11 protein-coding genes are annotated in these 15,629 nt (G+C 69.0%); 9 read left to right on the forward strand and 2 right to left on the reverse strand.

All coding sequences use genetic code 11. The features are described from left to right. Nucleotides 1-69: 69 nt before the first annotated feature. From G6N56_RS16085 to G6N56_RS16120, 8 genes are all read left to right on the forward strand, one after another. On the forward strand, nucleotides 70-3,393 hold the full coding sequence (locus tag G6N56_RS16085; protein ID WP_085258359.1) for an arabinosyltransferase domain-containing protein: 3,324 nt from the start codon (nucleotides 70-72) through the stop codon (nucleotides 3,391-3,393). Continuing rightward, nucleotides 3,390-6,650 carry an arabinosyltransferase domain-containing protein gene (locus G6N56_RS16090; RefSeq protein ID WP_085258360.1) on the forward strand — a complete coding sequence of 1,087 codons (3,261 nt, stop codon included), beginning with the start codon at nucleotides 3,390-3,392 and terminating at the stop codon, nucleotides 6,648-6,650. The genes G6N56_RS16085 and G6N56_RS16090 overlap by 4 nt, the downstream gene beginning before the upstream one ends. A 172-nt stretch (nucleotides 6,651-6,822) precedes the next feature. After that, nucleotides 6,823-7,341, forward strand: a complete 519-nt coding sequence (locus G6N56_RS16095; protein WP_085258361.1) for a hypothetical protein — start codon at nucleotides 6,823-6,825, stop codon at nucleotides 7,339-7,341. 188 nt (nucleotides 7,342-7,529) lie between these two features. Beyond that, nucleotides 7,530-7,997 carry a hypothetical protein gene (locus G6N56_RS16100; RefSeq protein ID WP_085258362.1) on the forward strand — a complete coding sequence of 156 codons (468 nt, stop codon included), beginning with the start codon at nucleotides 7,530-7,532 and terminating at the stop codon, nucleotides 7,995-7,997. Nucleotides 7,998-8,007: 10 nt separating this feature from the next. Continuing rightward, nucleotides 8,008-8,487: an FHA domain-containing protein gene (locus G6N56_RS29485; protein ID WP_085258363.1), complete on the forward strand. Its 480-nt coding sequence runs from the start codon at nucleotides 8,008-8,010 to the stop codon at nucleotides 8,485-8,487. Between the two features lie 19 nt (nucleotides 8,488-8,506). Further along, nucleotides 8,507-9,274 carry a Crp/Fnr family transcriptional regulator gene (locus G6N56_RS16110; protein WP_085258364.1) on the forward strand — a complete coding sequence of 256 codons (768 nt, stop codon included), beginning with the start codon at nucleotides 8,507-8,509 and terminating at the stop codon, nucleotides 9,272-9,274. A gap of 26 nt (nucleotides 9,275-9,300) precedes the next feature. Beyond that, complete coding sequence (locus tag G6N56_RS16115) at nucleotides 9,301-11,073, forward strand: acyl-CoA dehydrogenase family protein (RefSeq protein WP_085258365.1); 1,773 nt, start codon at nucleotides 9,301-9,303, stop codon at nucleotides 11,071-11,073. Between the two features lie 118 nt (nucleotides 11,074-11,191). Continuing rightward, nucleotides 11,192-12,058, forward strand: a complete 867-nt coding sequence (locus tag G6N56_RS16120; protein WP_085258366.1) for a cyclopropane mycolic acid synthase family methyltransferase — start codon at nucleotides 11,192-11,194, stop codon at nucleotides 12,056-12,058. A gap of 8 nt (nucleotides 12,059-12,066) precedes the next feature. Here the strand turns inward: G6N56_RS16120 and G6N56_RS16125 are convergent, their stop codons facing one another. Further along, entirely contained in the window at nucleotides 12,067-13,014 is a 948-nt protein-coding gene (locus G6N56_RS16125; RefSeq protein ID WP_085258367.1) for an SDR family NAD(P)-dependent oxidoreductase, read from the reverse strand. A gap of 113 nt (nucleotides 13,015-13,127) precedes the next feature. Between G6N56_RS16125 and G6N56_RS16130 the strand changes: the two genes are divergently transcribed. Next, nucleotides 13,128-13,997, forward strand: coding sequence for a helix-turn-helix transcriptional regulator (locus G6N56_RS16130; protein WP_085258368.1), 870 nt, complete (start codon nucleotides 13,128-13,130; stop codon nucleotides 13,995-13,997). A gap of 53 nt (nucleotides 13,998-14,050) precedes the next feature. On the opposite strand, the gene G6N56_RS16135 is transcribed toward G6N56_RS16130, so the two are convergent. Continuing rightward, nucleotides 14,051-15,625, reverse strand: coding sequence for an acyl-CoA carboxylase subunit beta (locus G6N56_RS16135; RefSeq protein WP_142280850.1), 1,575 nt, complete (start codon nucleotides 15,623-15,625; stop codon nucleotides 14,051-14,053). Nucleotides 15,626-15,629: the final 4 nt, after the last annotated feature.

A 15,629-nucleotide genomic window follows, 5' to 3' on the forward strand; every position in this document is an offset into this window, starting at 1 on the left:
TCGTCCGCAGGCCGCTTCGCGGCCCTGCGTCCTCACCGCGCTAAGCCCCTTCCCTTACCATCGAGCCTCGTGCCCCACGACGGTAAAGAGCGATCGCAGCGGATTCCCCGGTTGATCGCCGTCGTCGCGGGCCTGGTGGGCCTGGCGCTGTGCGTGATCGTCCCGTTGCTTCCGGTCCGGCAGACGACGGCCATCGTGCTGTGGCCGCAGGGCACGGCCGACGGCAACGTCACCGAGGTCACCGCGCCGCTGGTGTCCGGTGCGCCGCGCGCGCTCGACGTCTCCATCCCGTGCTCGGCCATGGCCACGCTGCCGCCGGACGGCGGCCTGGTGGTCTCGACCCTGCCGGCCGGCGGGGTGGACACCGGCAAGAACGGGCTCTTCGTGCGGGCCGATAAGGACGTGATCGTCGTCGCGTTCCGGGATTCCGTCGCCGCCGTGGCCCAGCGCCCGGCGGTCGCGGCGGGGGCCTGCAGCGTGCTGCACGCCTGGGCCGACGCCGGTGGGGCAGGCGCCGACTTCGTGGGCATGCCGGGGGCCTCCGGGCGGCTCTCGCCGGAGAAGAAACCACAGGTGGGGGGCATCTTCACCGACCTGAAGGTGCCGGCTCAGCCCGGGCTCTCGGCCCGCGTGGACATCGACACCCGATTCATCACGGCGCCGACAACGCTCAAAAAGCTGGTGATGGTCGCGGGCGCGCTGTCGGTCCTCACGGCGATCATCGCGCTGGCCACCCTGGACCGGCGCAGCCGCGGCATCGACACGCTGATCAACTGGCGGTCCCCCATCGCCTGGCTCTCCCGCTATCGCACCGGTGGACACCGGCGCGTCGGGATCGCGACCTGGCTGGCCGACGCCGCCGTGATCGCGACGCTGCTGGTCTGGCACGTCATCGGCGCCACCTCGTCGGACGACGGATACAACCTGACCATCGCGCGAATCGCGCCCAAGGCCGGCTACATCGTCGACGCCTACCGGTACTTCGGGACGACAGACGCGCCGTTCGACTGGTACCTCGGCGCGCTCTCCAAGCTGGCGACAGTGAGCACCGCCGGCGTGTGGATGCGGCTGCCCGCCACCCTGGCCGGCATCGGCTGCTGGCTGATCCTCAGCCACTGGGCGCTGCGCCGGTTGGGCCCCGGCCGCGGCGGCCTCGGTGCCAACCGGATGGCCATCCTGACGGCGGGCGCGGTGTTCGTGGCGGCCTGGCTGCCGTTCAACAACGGCCTGCGGCCCGAGCCGCTGATCGCGCTCGGCGTGCTGGCGACCTGGGCGCTGGTGGAACGTGCGATCGCGCTGGGCCGGCTGGCGTCCGCCGCGGTCGCGATCGTGGTCGCGACGCTCACCGCGACGCTCGCACCCCAGGGACTGATCGCGGTGGCGGCGCTGTTGACCGGGGCCCGCGCCATCGCGCGCACCATCCGCCGGCGCGAGGACACCGATGGCCTGCTGGCACCGCTGGCGGTGCTCGCCGCCGCGCTGTCCCTGATCACCGTGGTCGTGTTCCGGAGCCAGACGCTGGCAACAGTCGCCGAGTCGGCACGCATCAAGTACAAGGTCGGCCCGACGATCGCCTGGTACCAGGACTTCCTGCGCTACTACTTCCTGACCGTGGAGAGCAACGCCGAGGGATCGATGGCGCGGCGATTCGCGGTGCTGATCATGCTGCTGTGCCTGTTCGGGGCGCTCGTGGTCCTGCTGCGCCGCGGCCGGGTCCCCGGCCTGGCGAGCGGCCCGACGTGGCGGCTGATCGGCACCACCGCCGTCGGGCTGCTGCTGCTGAACTTCACCCCGACAAAGTGGGCCGTGCAATTCGGCGCGTTCGCCGGCGTCGCGGGCGCCCTCGGCGCGGTCATGGCATTCGCCTTCGCTCGCATCGGCCTGCACAGCCGCCGCAACCTCACGTTGTACGTCACGGCGCTGCTGTTCGTGCTGGCGTGGGCGACGTCGGGGATCAACGGCTGGTTCGGGGTGAACAACTACGGGGTGCCGTGGTACGACATCCAGCCCGTCATCGCCAGCCACCCGGTGACGACGATGTTCCTCGCCCTGTCGATCCTCACCGGGCTGCTGGCCGCCTGGTACCACTTCCGGATGGACTACGCCGGCCACACCGAGGTCAAGGACAACCGACGCAACCGCGTGCTGGCGTCCACCCCGCTGCTCGTCGTCGCGACGATCATGGTCCTGGGCGAGGTGGGCTCGCTGGCCAAGGGCGTCGTCTTCCGCTACCCGCTCTACACCACCGGCAAGGCCAACCTGGCCGCGATCGCGTCCGGCCTCTCGAACACCAGCTGCGCCATGGCCGATGACGTGCTCACCGAACCCGATCCCAACGCCGGACTGCTGGAGCCTGTCCCCGGGCAGCAGTTCGGGCCCGCGGGCCCGCTCGGGGGGATCAACCCCGTGGGCTTCAAGCCCGACGGGGTCGGCGCCGACCTGAGGTCCGACCCGGTGGTGACCAAACCGGGCGTGGTGAACTCCGACGCGTCGCCCAACAAGCCGAACGCGGCCATGAGCGACTCCGCGGGCACGGCCGGCGGAAGGGGACCGGCCGGGGTGAACGGGTCGCGCGCGGCGCTGCCCTTCGGGCTCGACCCGGCCCGCACCCCGGTGATGGGCAGCTACGGCGAGAACTCCCTGGCCGCCACCGCGACCTCGGCGTGGTACCAGCTGCCACCCCGCACCGGCGACCGGCCGCTGGTCGTGGTCTCCGCGGCGGGCGCGATCTGGTCGTACAAGGAGGACGGCACCTTCACCTACGGGCAGTCGCTGAAACTGCAGTGGGGCCACCGCGACTTGGCCCGACCCGACGGCACCACCCAACCGTTGGGGGAGGTGCAGCCGATCGACATCGGGCCGCAGCCGGCGTGGCGCAATCTGCGGTTCCCGCTGGCCTGGGCGCCGCCGGAGGCCAATGTGGCGCGCATCGTCGCCTATGACCCGAACCTCAGCTCCGAGCAGTGGTTCGCGTTCACTCCGCCGCGCGTGCCGATACTGCAGACGCTGCAGCGGCTGATCGGATCGCAGACCCCGGTGCTGATGGACATCGCGACGGCCGCGGACTTCCCGTGCCAGCGCCCGTACACCGAACACCTCGGTGTCGCCGAGCTTCCGCAATACCGCATCCTGCCCGATCACAAGCAGACGGCGGCGTCGTCGAACGGGTGGCAGGCCAGCGAGACGGGCGGCCCGTTCCTGATTACCCAGGCGCTGCTGCGCACGTCGACGATCGCCACGTACCTTCGGGGCGACTGGTATCGCGACTGGGGATCGATCGAGCAGTACTACCGACTGGTGCCGGCCGACCAGGCGCCGGAGGCCGCTATCGAACAGGGTGTGATCACAGTGCCCGGCTGGAGCCGGCAGGGACCGATTCGGGCCCTCCCATGAGCGTCACGACCGTGCTGGACCGCGAGGACAAGGCCCGGCCTTCCGGGCCCCGCCAGGACGTGCGGCTGACCGGATGGATCGCGACGATCGCCGGGTTGATCGGCTTCGTTTTGTCGATCGCGACGCCGCTGCTGCCCGTCGTGCAGACCACCGCGTCGCTGAACTGGCCCCAGAACGGGCAACTGAACAGCGTCACGGCACCGCTGATCTCGCTGACGCCGGTCGACGTGACGGCGACCGTGCCCTGCTCGGTGGTGCGCGGCCTGCCGCCCGACGGCGGGGTCGTGCTGAGCACTGCGCCCAAGAAGGGCAAGGACGCCGCGCTCAACGCGCTGTTCGTCGTGGTCAACGGCCAGCGTGTCGACGTCACGGACCGCAACGTGGTGATCGCCAGCGTCCCCCGGGAGCAGGCCGCATCTCCCGAATGCCAGCGCATCGAGATCACCTCCACCCACGCCGGAACCTTCGCCACCTTCGTCGGGCTCAACGACCCGGCGGGCAGGCCGGTGCGCGGCGGCTTCCCCGACCCCAACCTGCGCCCGCAGATCGTCGGGGTGTTCACCGACCTGACCGGCCCGGCACCGGCCGGGCTGCGGTTCTCGGCGACCATCGACACGCGGTTCTCCACCACCCCGACGACGCTGAAGCTGCTCGCGATGGTGGGCGCGGTCCTGTCGACGATCGTCGCGCTGGTCGCACTGTGGCGGCTGGACCAGCTGGACGGCCGCCGCATGCACCGGCTGATCCCGACCCGCTGGAAGAAATTCACCCTGGTCGACGCAGCGGTCATCTTCGGCTTCCTGCTCTGGCACCTCATCGGCGCCAACTCCTCCGACGACGGCTACATCCTCGGCATGGCCCGGGTCGCCGACCACGCCGGTTACATGTCCAACTACTTCCGCTGGTTCGGCAGCCCGGAGGACCCGTTCGGCTGGTACTACAACCTGCTGGCCCTGATGACCCACGTCAGCGACGGCAGCCTGTGGATGCGCCTGCCGGACCTGGTCGCCGGGCTGGTGTGCTGGCTGCTGCTCTCCCGTGAGGTGCTGCCGCGGCTCGGGCCGGCGGTGACCGGCAGCACGGCCGCCAACTGGGCGGCCGGCATGGTCCTGCTCACCGCGTGGATGCCGTTCAACAACGGCCTGCGCCCCGAGCCGATCATCGCGCTGGGTTCGCTGATCACCTACGTGCTAATCGAGCGTTCCATGTGCGCCTCGCGGCTGACGCCGGCCGCGCTGGCCGTGATCACCGCCGCCTTCACCCTGGGAGTGCAGCCGACCGGCCTGATCGCCGTGGCCGCGCTGGTCGCCGGCGGCCGACCGATCCTGCGGATCTTGGTCCGCCGCCACCGCCTGGTCGGCACCTGGCCGCTGGTGGCGCCGCTGCTCGCCGCGGGAACCGTCATCCTCACCGTGGTCTTCGCCGACCAGACGCTGTCAACGGTGATGGAAGCCACCAGGATTCGGACCGACATCGGCCCCAGCCAGGCCTGGTACACCGAGAACCTGCGCTACTACTACCTGATCCTGCCGACCGTCGACGGCTCGCTGTCGCGCCGGTTCGGCTTCCTGATCACCGCCCTCTGCCTGTTCACGGCGCTGTTCATCATGTTGCGCCGCAAGCGGGTTCCCGGCGTGGCGCGCGGGCCGGCGTGGCGGTTGATGGGCGTCATCTTCGCGACGATGTTCTTTCTCATGTTCACCCCGACCAAATGGGTGCACCACTTCGGCCTGTTCGCGGCGGTGGGCGCGGCGATGGCCGCGCTGACCACGGTGCTGGTGTCGCACGAGGTGCTGCGCTGGTCGCGCAACCGGATGGCGTTCCTGGCGGCGGTGCTGTTCGTGATGTCGCTGTGCTTCGCCACCACCAACGGCTGGTGGTACGTGTCGAGCTACGGCGTGCCGTTCAACAACGTCATGCCGCGGTTCGCCGGCATCAGCGTCAGCACGGTCTTCTTCGTGCTGTTCGCGATCGCCGCGCTCTGGGCGATCTGGCTGCACTTCGTGTCCCGCGACCACGGCGAGGGCCGGCTGGCGCGGGCGGTGACGGCCGCCCCGGTGCCGCTCGCGGCCGGCTTCATGGCGCTGGTGTTCATCGCGTCGATGGTCGCCGGAATCGTGCGCCAGTACCCCACCTACTCCAACGGCTGGGACAACCTGCGGGAATTCTCCGGCGGCTGCGCGCTCGCCGACGACGTGCTCGTCGAACCCGACAGCAACGCCGGCTTCATGACGCCGCTGCCGCCCGAGTCCGGCGGCTACGGCCCGCTGGGCCCGCTGGGCGGCGTCAATCCCGTCGGGTTCACGCCCAACGGCGTGCCGGACCACACCGTCGCCGAGGCGGTGCAGGAGACGGCGGTGCCGCAGCCCGGAACCGACTACGACTGGTACGCATACGACTGGCGCGCGCCGACCAAGCTGAAGGCGCCCGGCGTCAACGGGTCGCTGGTGCCGCTGCCCTACGGCCTCGACCCCGACCGGGTCCCGCTGGCCGGCAGCTACACCACCGGCGCGCAACAGCAGAGCAGGCTCACGTCGGCGTGGTATCAGCTGCCCAAGGCCGACGACGGGCACCCGCTGCTGGTGGTGACCGCCGCGGGCACCATCGCCGGCAACAGCGTGCTGCACGGGCACACCAACGGACAGACCGTCGTGCTCGAATTCGGCCGGCCCGGCCCGGGCGGAAGCGTCGCCCCGGGCGGGCGGCTGGTTCCCTATGACCTCAACGGCGAGCAGCCGAAGGCGTGGCGCAACCTGCGCTTCGCCCGCTCGCAGATACCCGCCGACGCGACCGCCGTTCGGGTGGTGGCCGAGGATCTGTCCCTGACCCCGGACGACTGGATCGCCGTGACCCCGCCCCGGGTACCCGAGCTGCGCTCACTGCAGGAATACGTCGGCTCCACTTCTCCGGTGCTGATGGACTGGGCGGTCGGCCTGGCCTTCCCATGCCAGCACCCCATGCTGCACGCCAACGGCGTCACCGAGATCCCCAAGTTCCGCATCACGCCCGACTACAACGCGAAGAAGCAGGACACCGATACCTGGGAGGACGGCGTCAACGGCGGCCTGCTGGGGATCACCGACCTGCTGCTACGCGCGCACGTGATGTCGACCTACCTGTCTCGCGACTGGGGTCGCGACTGGGGTTCGCTGCGCAAGTTCGACACGATTGCCGACGCGCAACCAGCCCAACTCGAATTGAGCACGGCGACGCGCAGCGGCTTGTGGTCGCCGGGCGAAATGAGGATCAAGCCGTGAGAGGCGAATTACGACGTTTGTCACTGATGTGACCCGGTAATTTGTCATTAGTCTAATAAATGGCTATTTATTGACAGTTGAGTAATTCCGCAGAAAAAGTTTATTTCCGCCGCGCTCGGGTCAATCTCTGTGCCACTGTGATCTAGTTAACAGTCAAGGCAAGGGGTGGCCCATGCGCACAGACCCGGCCCTCACGGCACGCGTAGCAACCTGTTCGGCGGTCCTCGCGGTGACGGTGATCCCAACCGCGACCTGGGGCGTCGCCGGCGCGGCCGCCGAGGGCGGCACCCGGGTCGTCCTGGACAACAAGCTGCATCGATGCGACTTCAGTCTGATCACCGAGGCGGCAATGGTGCCCCGTACGGCGCTCGCCACGGGTTCGGCGATCATCCGTCGCAACGGGTCCACCGCAACCGCGGAAGTTCACCTGGTGGATGCCCCGGAGCCCGGCACACACTTCGACGTCGGCCTCATCCAGGAGCCCCGACCGGCGTCGGCCACGTGCGGCCCCGGTGACCCGGGCACGGCTTTCGGTGGCCTGGACACTGACGGCGCGGGCAGCGGGACGACGACCGTTCAGGACACGATTCGGCCGGGCACGACGGGCGTCTGGGTGATTATCGAGCGACCGAACGCGCATTCCCAAAATCCAGGCGAATACTACACATCGGAGTTTCTTGCGCCGGTATGACCGCCATTCGCTGACCGTTTGCCACCGCCGTACCTCGGTTCGGCCTGCCCGTTCGTCGACCCGCCCCCCGATCCGCCCGGGGCCAAACGCCCCAGCCGGGACGGGACTTCCGTCCCTATCTCGGTGGACCGGCGCAATGGTCCGATAAGAGGGGTCGATGACGACCGGTGTCAGACGGAGGCACGACAATGGACGCTTCACCCCTCACCCGGCACGCGACACGTATGTTCTCCCGCGTGCTCGGCCCCTTCCTTGTGGTCGTCGACGTCACCGCCATCGCCCGCGCGTCGGAGATGCAGGGACTCCTCTCGCAGTTCGAGGCGAACTCGATGTGGACGTTCGTCGCCGGTGCGTTCATCCTGCTGTTCGGACTTGTAATCGTCGCCGGTCACCAGTACTGGCGGGGTGCGGCCGCGATCATCGTGTCCCTGCTGGGCTGGCTCATCGTGCTGCGCGGCCTACTGCTCGTGTCCTTTCCCCAGATCTTCGTTTCGGTGGCCGCCAGCATGATCGGCCCCAAGGGCTGGTGGGTGTCCCTGTGCGCTCTGTTCGCGCTCGTGGGGCTCTACCTCAGCTACGTGGGTTGGGCCCCCGCGCCCGACCGGCCAATCACGACGGCGGCGACCGCGTCGCCGGACCTGCCCCGGGCCGCGTGATCGGGCATCCATGTCGACCTCACAACCTCCTGCTCCGAGTCCCGCCCCCAGGCCCGCTCCCACGCCCCCGTGCGACGACAGCACCGCGAACCTCGGCGCAGCGTTGCGCACCGGGTTCGCCGAGGATTTCGACTTGTCGGCGGCGATCGCGGAGGACGCCGTGGAGGACATGGCGACGATGTCGCGCGGCCTGGGCGTTCTGGTCGTCAAGCGCGGGCCCAACGCCGGAGCGCAGTTCCAGTTGGATCGACCCGTCATGTCAGCGGGCCGGCATCCCGCGAGTGACATCTTCCTCGACGACATCACCGTGAGCCGTCGGCATGCCGAATTCCGCAGGGACAATGGCGAATTCCGCGTGGTCGACCTCGGCAGCCTGAACAGCACCTACGTCAACCGTGAACCCGTCGACTCGGCGGTGCTGGGCAACGGTGACGACGTCCAGATCGGCAATTTCCGCCTGGTGTTCCTCACCGGGCCCATAGCGCGTTGAGACCGACCGGGAGGATTCCTTGAGCGCAGCAGCCAACGCCGAGCGTCGCGGCGTCGATCACATCCTGACCCGGGCGGGGATCTTGCGGCACGTCGAGCCGGCCGCCGCCGCCGCCTTGATCGAACAGCTTCATCCGGCGGAATTCGCTGCCGGCGAAATGATTTTCGCCGAAGGCGACCCCGGTGACCGGGTGTTCATCATCGTCGCGGGCAAGGTCAAGATCAGCCTGCGCGGCCCCAGCGGCCGCACCAACCTGCGGGCGATCATGGGCCCCACGGACGTCTTCGGCGAACTGGCGGTCTTCGACGCGGGCCCCCGAACCTGCACGGCCACGGCGATCACCGACGTGCGCACGATGTGGTTGGACCGGGCCACGCTGCGGGCCTGGATGACCGAGCGGCCGACGATCGCCGAGCAGCTGCTGCAGGTGTTGTCCCGGCGGCTCCGGAACACCGACGACGAACTGGTCGAGCTGGTATCCAGCGACGTGGCCGCCCGGGTCGCCCGTCAACTGCTGCTGTTGGGCGGGCGGTTCGGCGTCCCAGACGGCGACGCGCTGCGGGTCGCTCACGAGCTCAGCCAGGACGAGATGGCGCAGCTCGTCGGGGCGGACCGCACGTCCGTCAATCGGGCGCTGCGCAACTTCGCGAGCCGCGGCTGGATCGTCCTGGAAGGCAAGGCAGTCCTGATCGTCGACCCCCGGGCACTGGCCCGCCGGGCCGCCGTCCGGGGCCGCGCGGGCGCCCCGTCGAGTCGGCGCAGGCGCCCGTTGCGCGCCACCGCGTAACGCCCGGGACGGTATACCGTCGATCCATGAGCGACTACGCCGTCGAGTCCGTGGATCGTCTGCCGTTCTCCACTCCGGAAAAGTCGCAGCGTTACCAGACCGAGAACTACTCCGGAGCCGCCGGTCTCAATTGGTACCTGACCGACCCGAGCCTGCAGTTCACCATGGCCTACTACCTGGAGCCGGACGAGCTGGATCTCGCCCACCGGCATCTCACTCGCATCGGCGAGCTGATGGGCGGGCCGGTGGCGCGGTGGGCCGACGAAACGGACCGCAATCCACCCCGGCTGGAGCGCTACGACCGGTGGGGTCACGACATCAGCCAAGTCGTCATGCCGGCGTCGTTCACCCAATCCAAACGCGCGGTGCTGGACGCCCAGCGCGCGCTGCGGGCCGACGCCAAGGCCGCCAAGGTGAGCTCCGGCCTCACCTTGTTTGCGTCGAACTATCTGCTCGACCAGGCCGACATCGGAATGGGCTGCGCGCTCGGCACCGGCGGTGGCATGGTGCAGTCGCTGGTGTCCGCGTACGCGCCCGCGGACGTGCGCGACCATGTGCTCGCGAAATTCGCCTCCGGCGAATGGGCGGGTGAGACCGCCCAACTGCTGACCGAACGCACCGGCGGCTCCGACCTCGGCGCGCTCGAGACCACGGCGACCCGGCACGGAGACGCGTGGCTGCTCAACGGGTTCAAGTGGTTCGCCTCCAACTGCGCCGGCGAGGCGTTCGTGGTGCTGGCCAAACCGGAGGGCGCCCCCGACTCGAGCCGCGGTGTCGCCAATTTCCTCGTGCTCCGCACCCGGCGCGACGGGTCCCGCAACGGTGTCCGGGTGCGACGGCTCAAGGACAAGCTCGGCACCCGGTCGGTGGCATCCGGCGAGGTCGAGTTCGTCGACGCCGAGGCGTTCCTGCTCTCCGGTGAGCCGACCTCGGAGGGCGCCGCGTCCGACGGCAAGGGGCTGGGCCGGATGATGGAGCTGACCAACGCCGCGCGCCTGGGCATCGCACTCTTCGCGCTGGGCAACGCGCGCCGCGCCCTGGTGGAGTCGCTCTGCTACGCGCGGCAGCGCCGGGCGTTCGGCGGGGCGCTGATCGACAAGCCGCTGATGCGGCGCAAGCTCGCCGAGATGATCGTCGACGTCGAAGCGGCCCTGGCGCTCGTCTTCGACGGCACCGGCGCCACCAACCATCGGCAACCGCGCGCCTTGCGGCAGCGCATCGCCGTGCCCGTCACCAAGCTCAAGGTGTGCCGGCTGGGAATCACCGCGGCGTCCGACGCCATTGAAATCCACGGCGGCAACGGCTACATCGAAACATGGCCGGTGGCAAGGCTTTTGCGAGACGCTCAGGTGAACACCATCTGGGAGGGCCCGGACAACATCCTGTGCCTCGACGTGCGCCGCGGCATCGAGCAGACGCGTGCGCACGAGACGCTGCTGGCCCGGCTGCGTGACGCGGTGTCGGTCTCCGACGACGACAGCACCACCCGGCTGGTGGCCGACCGCATCGAGGACCTGGACGCCGCGATCACGGCCTGGGGCAAGCTCGACCGGGAGGTGGCCGAGGCGCGGCTGTTCCCGCTGGCGCAATTCATGGGCGACGTCTACGCCGCGGCCCTGCTCACCGAGCAGGCCGCCTGGGAGCGGGCCACCGGCGGCGGTGAACGCAAGGCGCTCGTCGCCCGGCTCTACACGCACCGCTACCTCGCCGATCGCGGCCCGCTGCGCGGCATCGACGCGGAGCCCGACGAGGCGCTGGAACGGTTCGACGAGCTGGCCGACGGGTCGCTGAGGCCGTGAAGCGGGTCCGCGTCCTCTCGCCTTAAAGTGATGCGAGTCCGACAACGCAGAGCCGCAGAGCGACTCGACGGCCTGCCTCGCACACCACGCGGGCGGGGTCGAGGAAAGGCGACACCACATGGCTGACGAGCTGACGCCGCATTTCGAGGATGTGCAGGCGCACTACGACTTATCTGACGACTTCTTTCGGCTGTTCCTCGACCGCACCCAGATGTACACGTGCGCCTACTGGCTTGGTGGCGACGACATGACTCTGGAACAGGCGCAGATCGCCAAGATCGACCTCTCCCTGAGCAAGCTGGGCTTGCAACCCGGCATGACGTTGCTGGACCTGGGCTGCGGCTGGGGCGCGGCCATGATGCGAGCCATCGAGAAATACGACGTCAACGTCGTCGGCATCACGCTGTCCAAGAACCAGGTCGCCCACGTCGAGCAGCTGTTCGCGGCATCCGACAGCCCGCGTTCCAAGCGGGTGTTGCTCGAGGGCTGGGAGCGCTTTCACGAGCCGGTGGACCGGATCGTGGCGATCGGCCCGTTCGAACACGTCGGCTACGACCGCTACGACGCCTTCTTCGAAAGAACCTATGAGCTATTGCCGAGCGGCGGCACGATGCTGCTGCACACGATCACCGTCCTGTCGGAGAAGGAGATCATCCAGTCCGGCTTGCCGCTCACTCCGGCGATAGTCGAATTCAGCGACTTCATGAAAACCGAGATCTTCCCCGGCGGGTTCCTGCCGACCATCGACATGGTCAAGGGGTTCTCGGCGAAGGCCGGGTTCAAGCTGAAGCGCCGCCAATCGCTGCAGCGGCATTACGCCAAGACCCTGGACGTGTGGGCCGCGGGTCTCGAGGCGCACAAAGCCGAGGCGATCGAGATCCAGTCCGAAGAGATCTACGAGATGTACATGAAGTACCTCACCGGCTGCGCGAACCTCTTCCGCAAAGGCTACATCGATCTCAACCAGTTCACGTTGCGCAAGTAGCAAGCTGCCTAACGCCGCGCCGAGTCGAGCAACTCGGCCGTGGCCTGCCACAGCCGAGCCTCGCGGGACGGGTCGTGAGCGAACGACTTCACCTCTCGCTCTTGGTCTTTGACGACGAAGGCGCCGCCTCTCAAGTGCGCCCAGCGGTCGTCGAGGACGACGGAAGCGAGCGCCGGACCGGATCTGGCCGGTGACGAGACGCCGGGGATTCGCTCGATGATGCGCCCCACTCGTTGCATGCCGGGCCCGTGCGCCCTGCTGAGCCCGGTGCCCGGCATGAAGCCCGGCTCGAACACCGTGACCGATACGCCCGGATTGTCGACGTCGACGCGGCGCTGCAGTTCGTGCGCGTAGTACAGCAGGGCGAGTTTGGAGTTGGAATAGGCGATCCCGCACCGTTCGAGCGTCGATGGGACGTCGCTTGCTGTGGGTCGGGCCAGCTCGATCGGATCGGTCCAGCGCGCCGGGGGCACATGCAATATCCGGCGAAAGATGTTCTGGTGGTAGGTGTTCGAGCCCAGCAGCACGATGCGGGCGGGAGGGTCGAACGCGTCGAGGAGGTCGCCGATCAGCTGCGCGTGCGCGAGGTAATTCACGGCGAAGGTCAACTCGTACCCGTCCTCGGACGCCTGGTGGACGTCCCCGACGCCGAGCCCTGCGTTGGCCACCAAGCCGCGCAGCGGGCGCACCGAGCCCGCCGTCAACAGGCCCCTGGCGGCCTCCGCGGCGCTGCGCACGTCGGCCAGGCGGCCCAGGTCGCAGCCGATCTCGTGTGCGGTCGCACCGGCCGCTCGGGTCTCTTCGGTGACGTCGGTGAGCGCGTCGCCGGGCCTGCCGACGAGCAACAGGTCGGGCCGTTGGGGCGCAGGGCGACGGGCCATCGCGAGCGCCGCGGCCCGTCCCAACCCGCCTGTCGGCCCGGTGAGCAAGACGGTGCCGGATGCGATCGAATTCATGGCAGCCAGTTTCGGCCGGTTTCTTCGGCTCAGGGAGCCGTCCGGTTGTCGTAGGACTGCCAGTACCAGGACAAACCCTTTCCCTCCGCTGGCGTATCGCGCACAGTGAGGGGATGACGTCGTGGGAGTTCGGCCGGACGGTGCGCCGCTGGCGCGATCGCGTCGCGCCCACGGCCGTCGGCGTCCCGGTCGGCGGGCGGCGTCGGGCGTCGGGCCTGCGCCGCGAAGAGCTTGCCGCCCTGGCCGGGATCTCGGTGGACTACCTAACGAGGCTCGAACAGGGCCGAGCCACGTCGCCGTCGATTCAGGTCGTCGAGGCGCTCGCGCGCGCATTGCGGGTATCCGACACCGAGCGTGACCTCCTTTTCCGGCTCACCGGGCGTGCCGCCCCCGGACCCGGTGTGGTGTCCTCGCGGGTGACGCCGAGCGTGCAGCGCATCCTCGACCGCCTCGCCCACACCCCGGTCGCCGTCTATGACGCGACCTGGACCCTGCTGATCGCCAATGCGCCGTACGACGCGCTGATGGGCCCGACGACCACCTGGCGAGGGAACGAGCGAAACAGTTTGTGGCGCAACCTGATCGGCCCCGGCACCCGGACCGTTCACACCGCCGAACAGCGGGCCGAACTCGAGGCGGGATTGGTCGCCGACCTGCGCCTGACGGCCGCCCGGTATCCCGCCGACCAGCGGTTGAAGGAGCTGACCCGCGACCTCGCCGCGCGGAGCCCGCGCTTCGCCGAGCTGTGGGAATCCGGGCCCCCGCTCCCGCACGGAGATCCGGGCCGGCACAAGGTGATCGACCACCCCGCCGTCGGGCGCATCGCCCTCGATTGCGACACGCTCATCGTCGCCGCCGACGACATCCGCATCATGATCTACACCGCCGAACCCGGCAGCGAGGACGCCGAACGCCTCGCGCTGGCAACCGTTCTCGGCACACAGTCGTTGGCCGACGGCACGTTTGCCGGCGAGCAGACATAAAAGCCCGCGACACGCCGAAGAACTGGACGAGTGTGCGTCTGCTCGCGGTGGAACTAGACCGGGATCAGCCCGTGCTTGCGGGCCGTGCGCCACCAGAGTTGCTTGTCACGCAACAGGCGCATCGACTTGCGGATCAGCAGCCGGGTCTCGTGCGGGTCGATGACCGCGTCGATGAACCCCCGCTCGGCGGCGGTCCACGGGATCGCCATGTTGAGGTTGTAGCCCTCGATGAAGTCCTTCTTGATCTTCTGCGCCTCGGGCGTGGTCGGGTCGGGGAAGCGCTTCATCAGCAACTGCGCGGCGCCTTCGGCGCCGATCACCGCGATGCGCGCGGTGGGCCACGCGAAGTTGAAGTCGGCGGTCAGCTGCCGGGAGCCCATCACGGCGTAGGCGCCGCCATAGGACTTACGCACGGTGATGGTGACCTTCGGCACGTCGGCCTCCACGACGGAGTACAGGAAACGCCCGCCGCGCTTGATGATTCCCCTCTTCTCCTCTTCGGCCCCCGGCAGGAACCCGGGCGTGTCCACCACGAAGACCAGCGGAATGTTGAACGCGTCGCAGAACCGGATGAACCGCGCCGCCTTGTCGGACGCCTCGTTGTCGATCGCCCCCGACATGTACATGGGCTGGTTGGCGATCACGCCCACCGGGTGGCCGTCGACCCGGGCGTAACCGGTGATGATGGCCGGCCCGTGCTGTGCGGCGACGTCCAGGAAGTCACCGTCGTCGAAGATGCGCAGCAGGATCTCGTGCATGTCGTAGGCCGCATTGTCGGAGTCCGGCACGATCGCGTCGAGTTCGAGATCGGTCGGGGTGATCTCCGGTTCCAGCCCGGGGTTGACGATCGGCGCCTTGTCGAAGCAGTTGGACGGCAGGAATGACAGGAATTCCCGCACGTACTGAAACGCCTCGGCCTCGGAGTCCACCACCTGGTGGATGTTGCCGTACCGAGCCTGCACGTCGGAGCCGCCGAGCTCGTCGAGGGTGACCTCCTCGCCGGTGACCTCGCGGATCACGTCGGGCCCGGTGACGAAGAAGTAGCCCTGGTCGCGCACCGAGACGAGCAGGTCGTCCTGGATCGGCGAATACACCGCTCCCCCAGCGCATTTCCCGAAGATGAGGGAGATCTGCGGCACCAGCCCGGACAGCGCCTCGTGGCGACGACCCAGCTCGGCGTACCACGCCAGCGAGGTGACGGCGTCCTGGATCCGGGCGCCGCCCGAGTCCTGGATGCCGATGATCGGGCAGCCGACCATCGCGCACCACTCCATTAGCCGGGCCACCTTGCGGCCGAACATTTCGCCGACGGTGCCCTGGAACACGGTCTGGTCATGGGAGAACACGCCGACGGGCCGGCCGTCGATCATGGCGTGCCCGGTGACGCACCCGTCGCCGTAGAGCGCGTTCGGGTCGTTGGGAGTCTTGGCCAGCGCCCCGATCTCGAGGAAGGTGCCCGGGTCGACCAGCGCGTGGACGCGGGCGCGCGCGCTGGGGATGCCCTTCTTGTCGCGCTTGGCGGCGGCCTTCTCGCCGCCTGGCTCCTTCGCCAACTCCAGGCGAGCGTGCAGCTCGGCCAGCTTCTCGGCGGTGGTGTGCTGAACGGGGGCGGCCCCCGAAGCTGGCAGAGTT

It is taken from the genome of Mycobacterium saskatchewanense (assembly GCF_010729105.1).
GTDB lineage: Bacteria > Actinomycetota > Actinomycetes > Mycobacteriales > Mycobacteriaceae > Mycobacterium > Mycobacterium saskatchewanense.

Excerpts from the sequence above, each read along its gene's own strand:
- G6N56_RS16090 (WP_085258360.1), top strand. The coding sequence starts at position 3,390 with ATGAGCGTCACGACCGTGCTGGACCGCGAGGACAAGGCCCGGCCTTCC.
- G6N56_RS16095 (WP_085258361.1), top strand. The coding sequence starts at position 6,823 with ATGCGCACAGACCCGGCCCTCACGGCACGCGTAGCAACCTGTTCGGCG.
- G6N56_RS16100 (WP_085258362.1), top strand. The coding sequence starts at position 7,530 with ATGGACGCTTCACCCCTCACCCGGCACGCGACACGTATGTTCTCCCGC.
- G6N56_RS29485 (WP_085258363.1), top strand. The coding sequence starts at position 8,008 with ATGTCGACCTCACAACCTCCTGCTCCGAGTCCCGCCCCCAGGCCCGCT.
- G6N56_RS16115 (WP_085258365.1), top strand. The coding sequence starts at position 9,301 with ATGAGCGACTACGCCGTCGAGTCCGTGGATCGTCTGCCGTTCTCCACT.
- G6N56_RS16120 (WP_085258366.1), top strand. The coding sequence starts at position 11,192 with ATGGCTGACGAGCTGACGCCGCATTTCGAGGATGTGCAGGCGCACTAC.
- G6N56_RS16125 (WP_085258367.1), bottom strand. The coding sequence starts at position 13,014 with ATGAATTCGATCGCATCCGGCACCGTCTTGCTCACCGGGCCGACAGGC.
- G6N56_RS16130 (WP_085258368.1), top strand. The coding sequence starts at position 13,128 with ATGACGTCGTGGGAGTTCGGCCGGACGGTGCGCCGCTGGCGCGATCGC.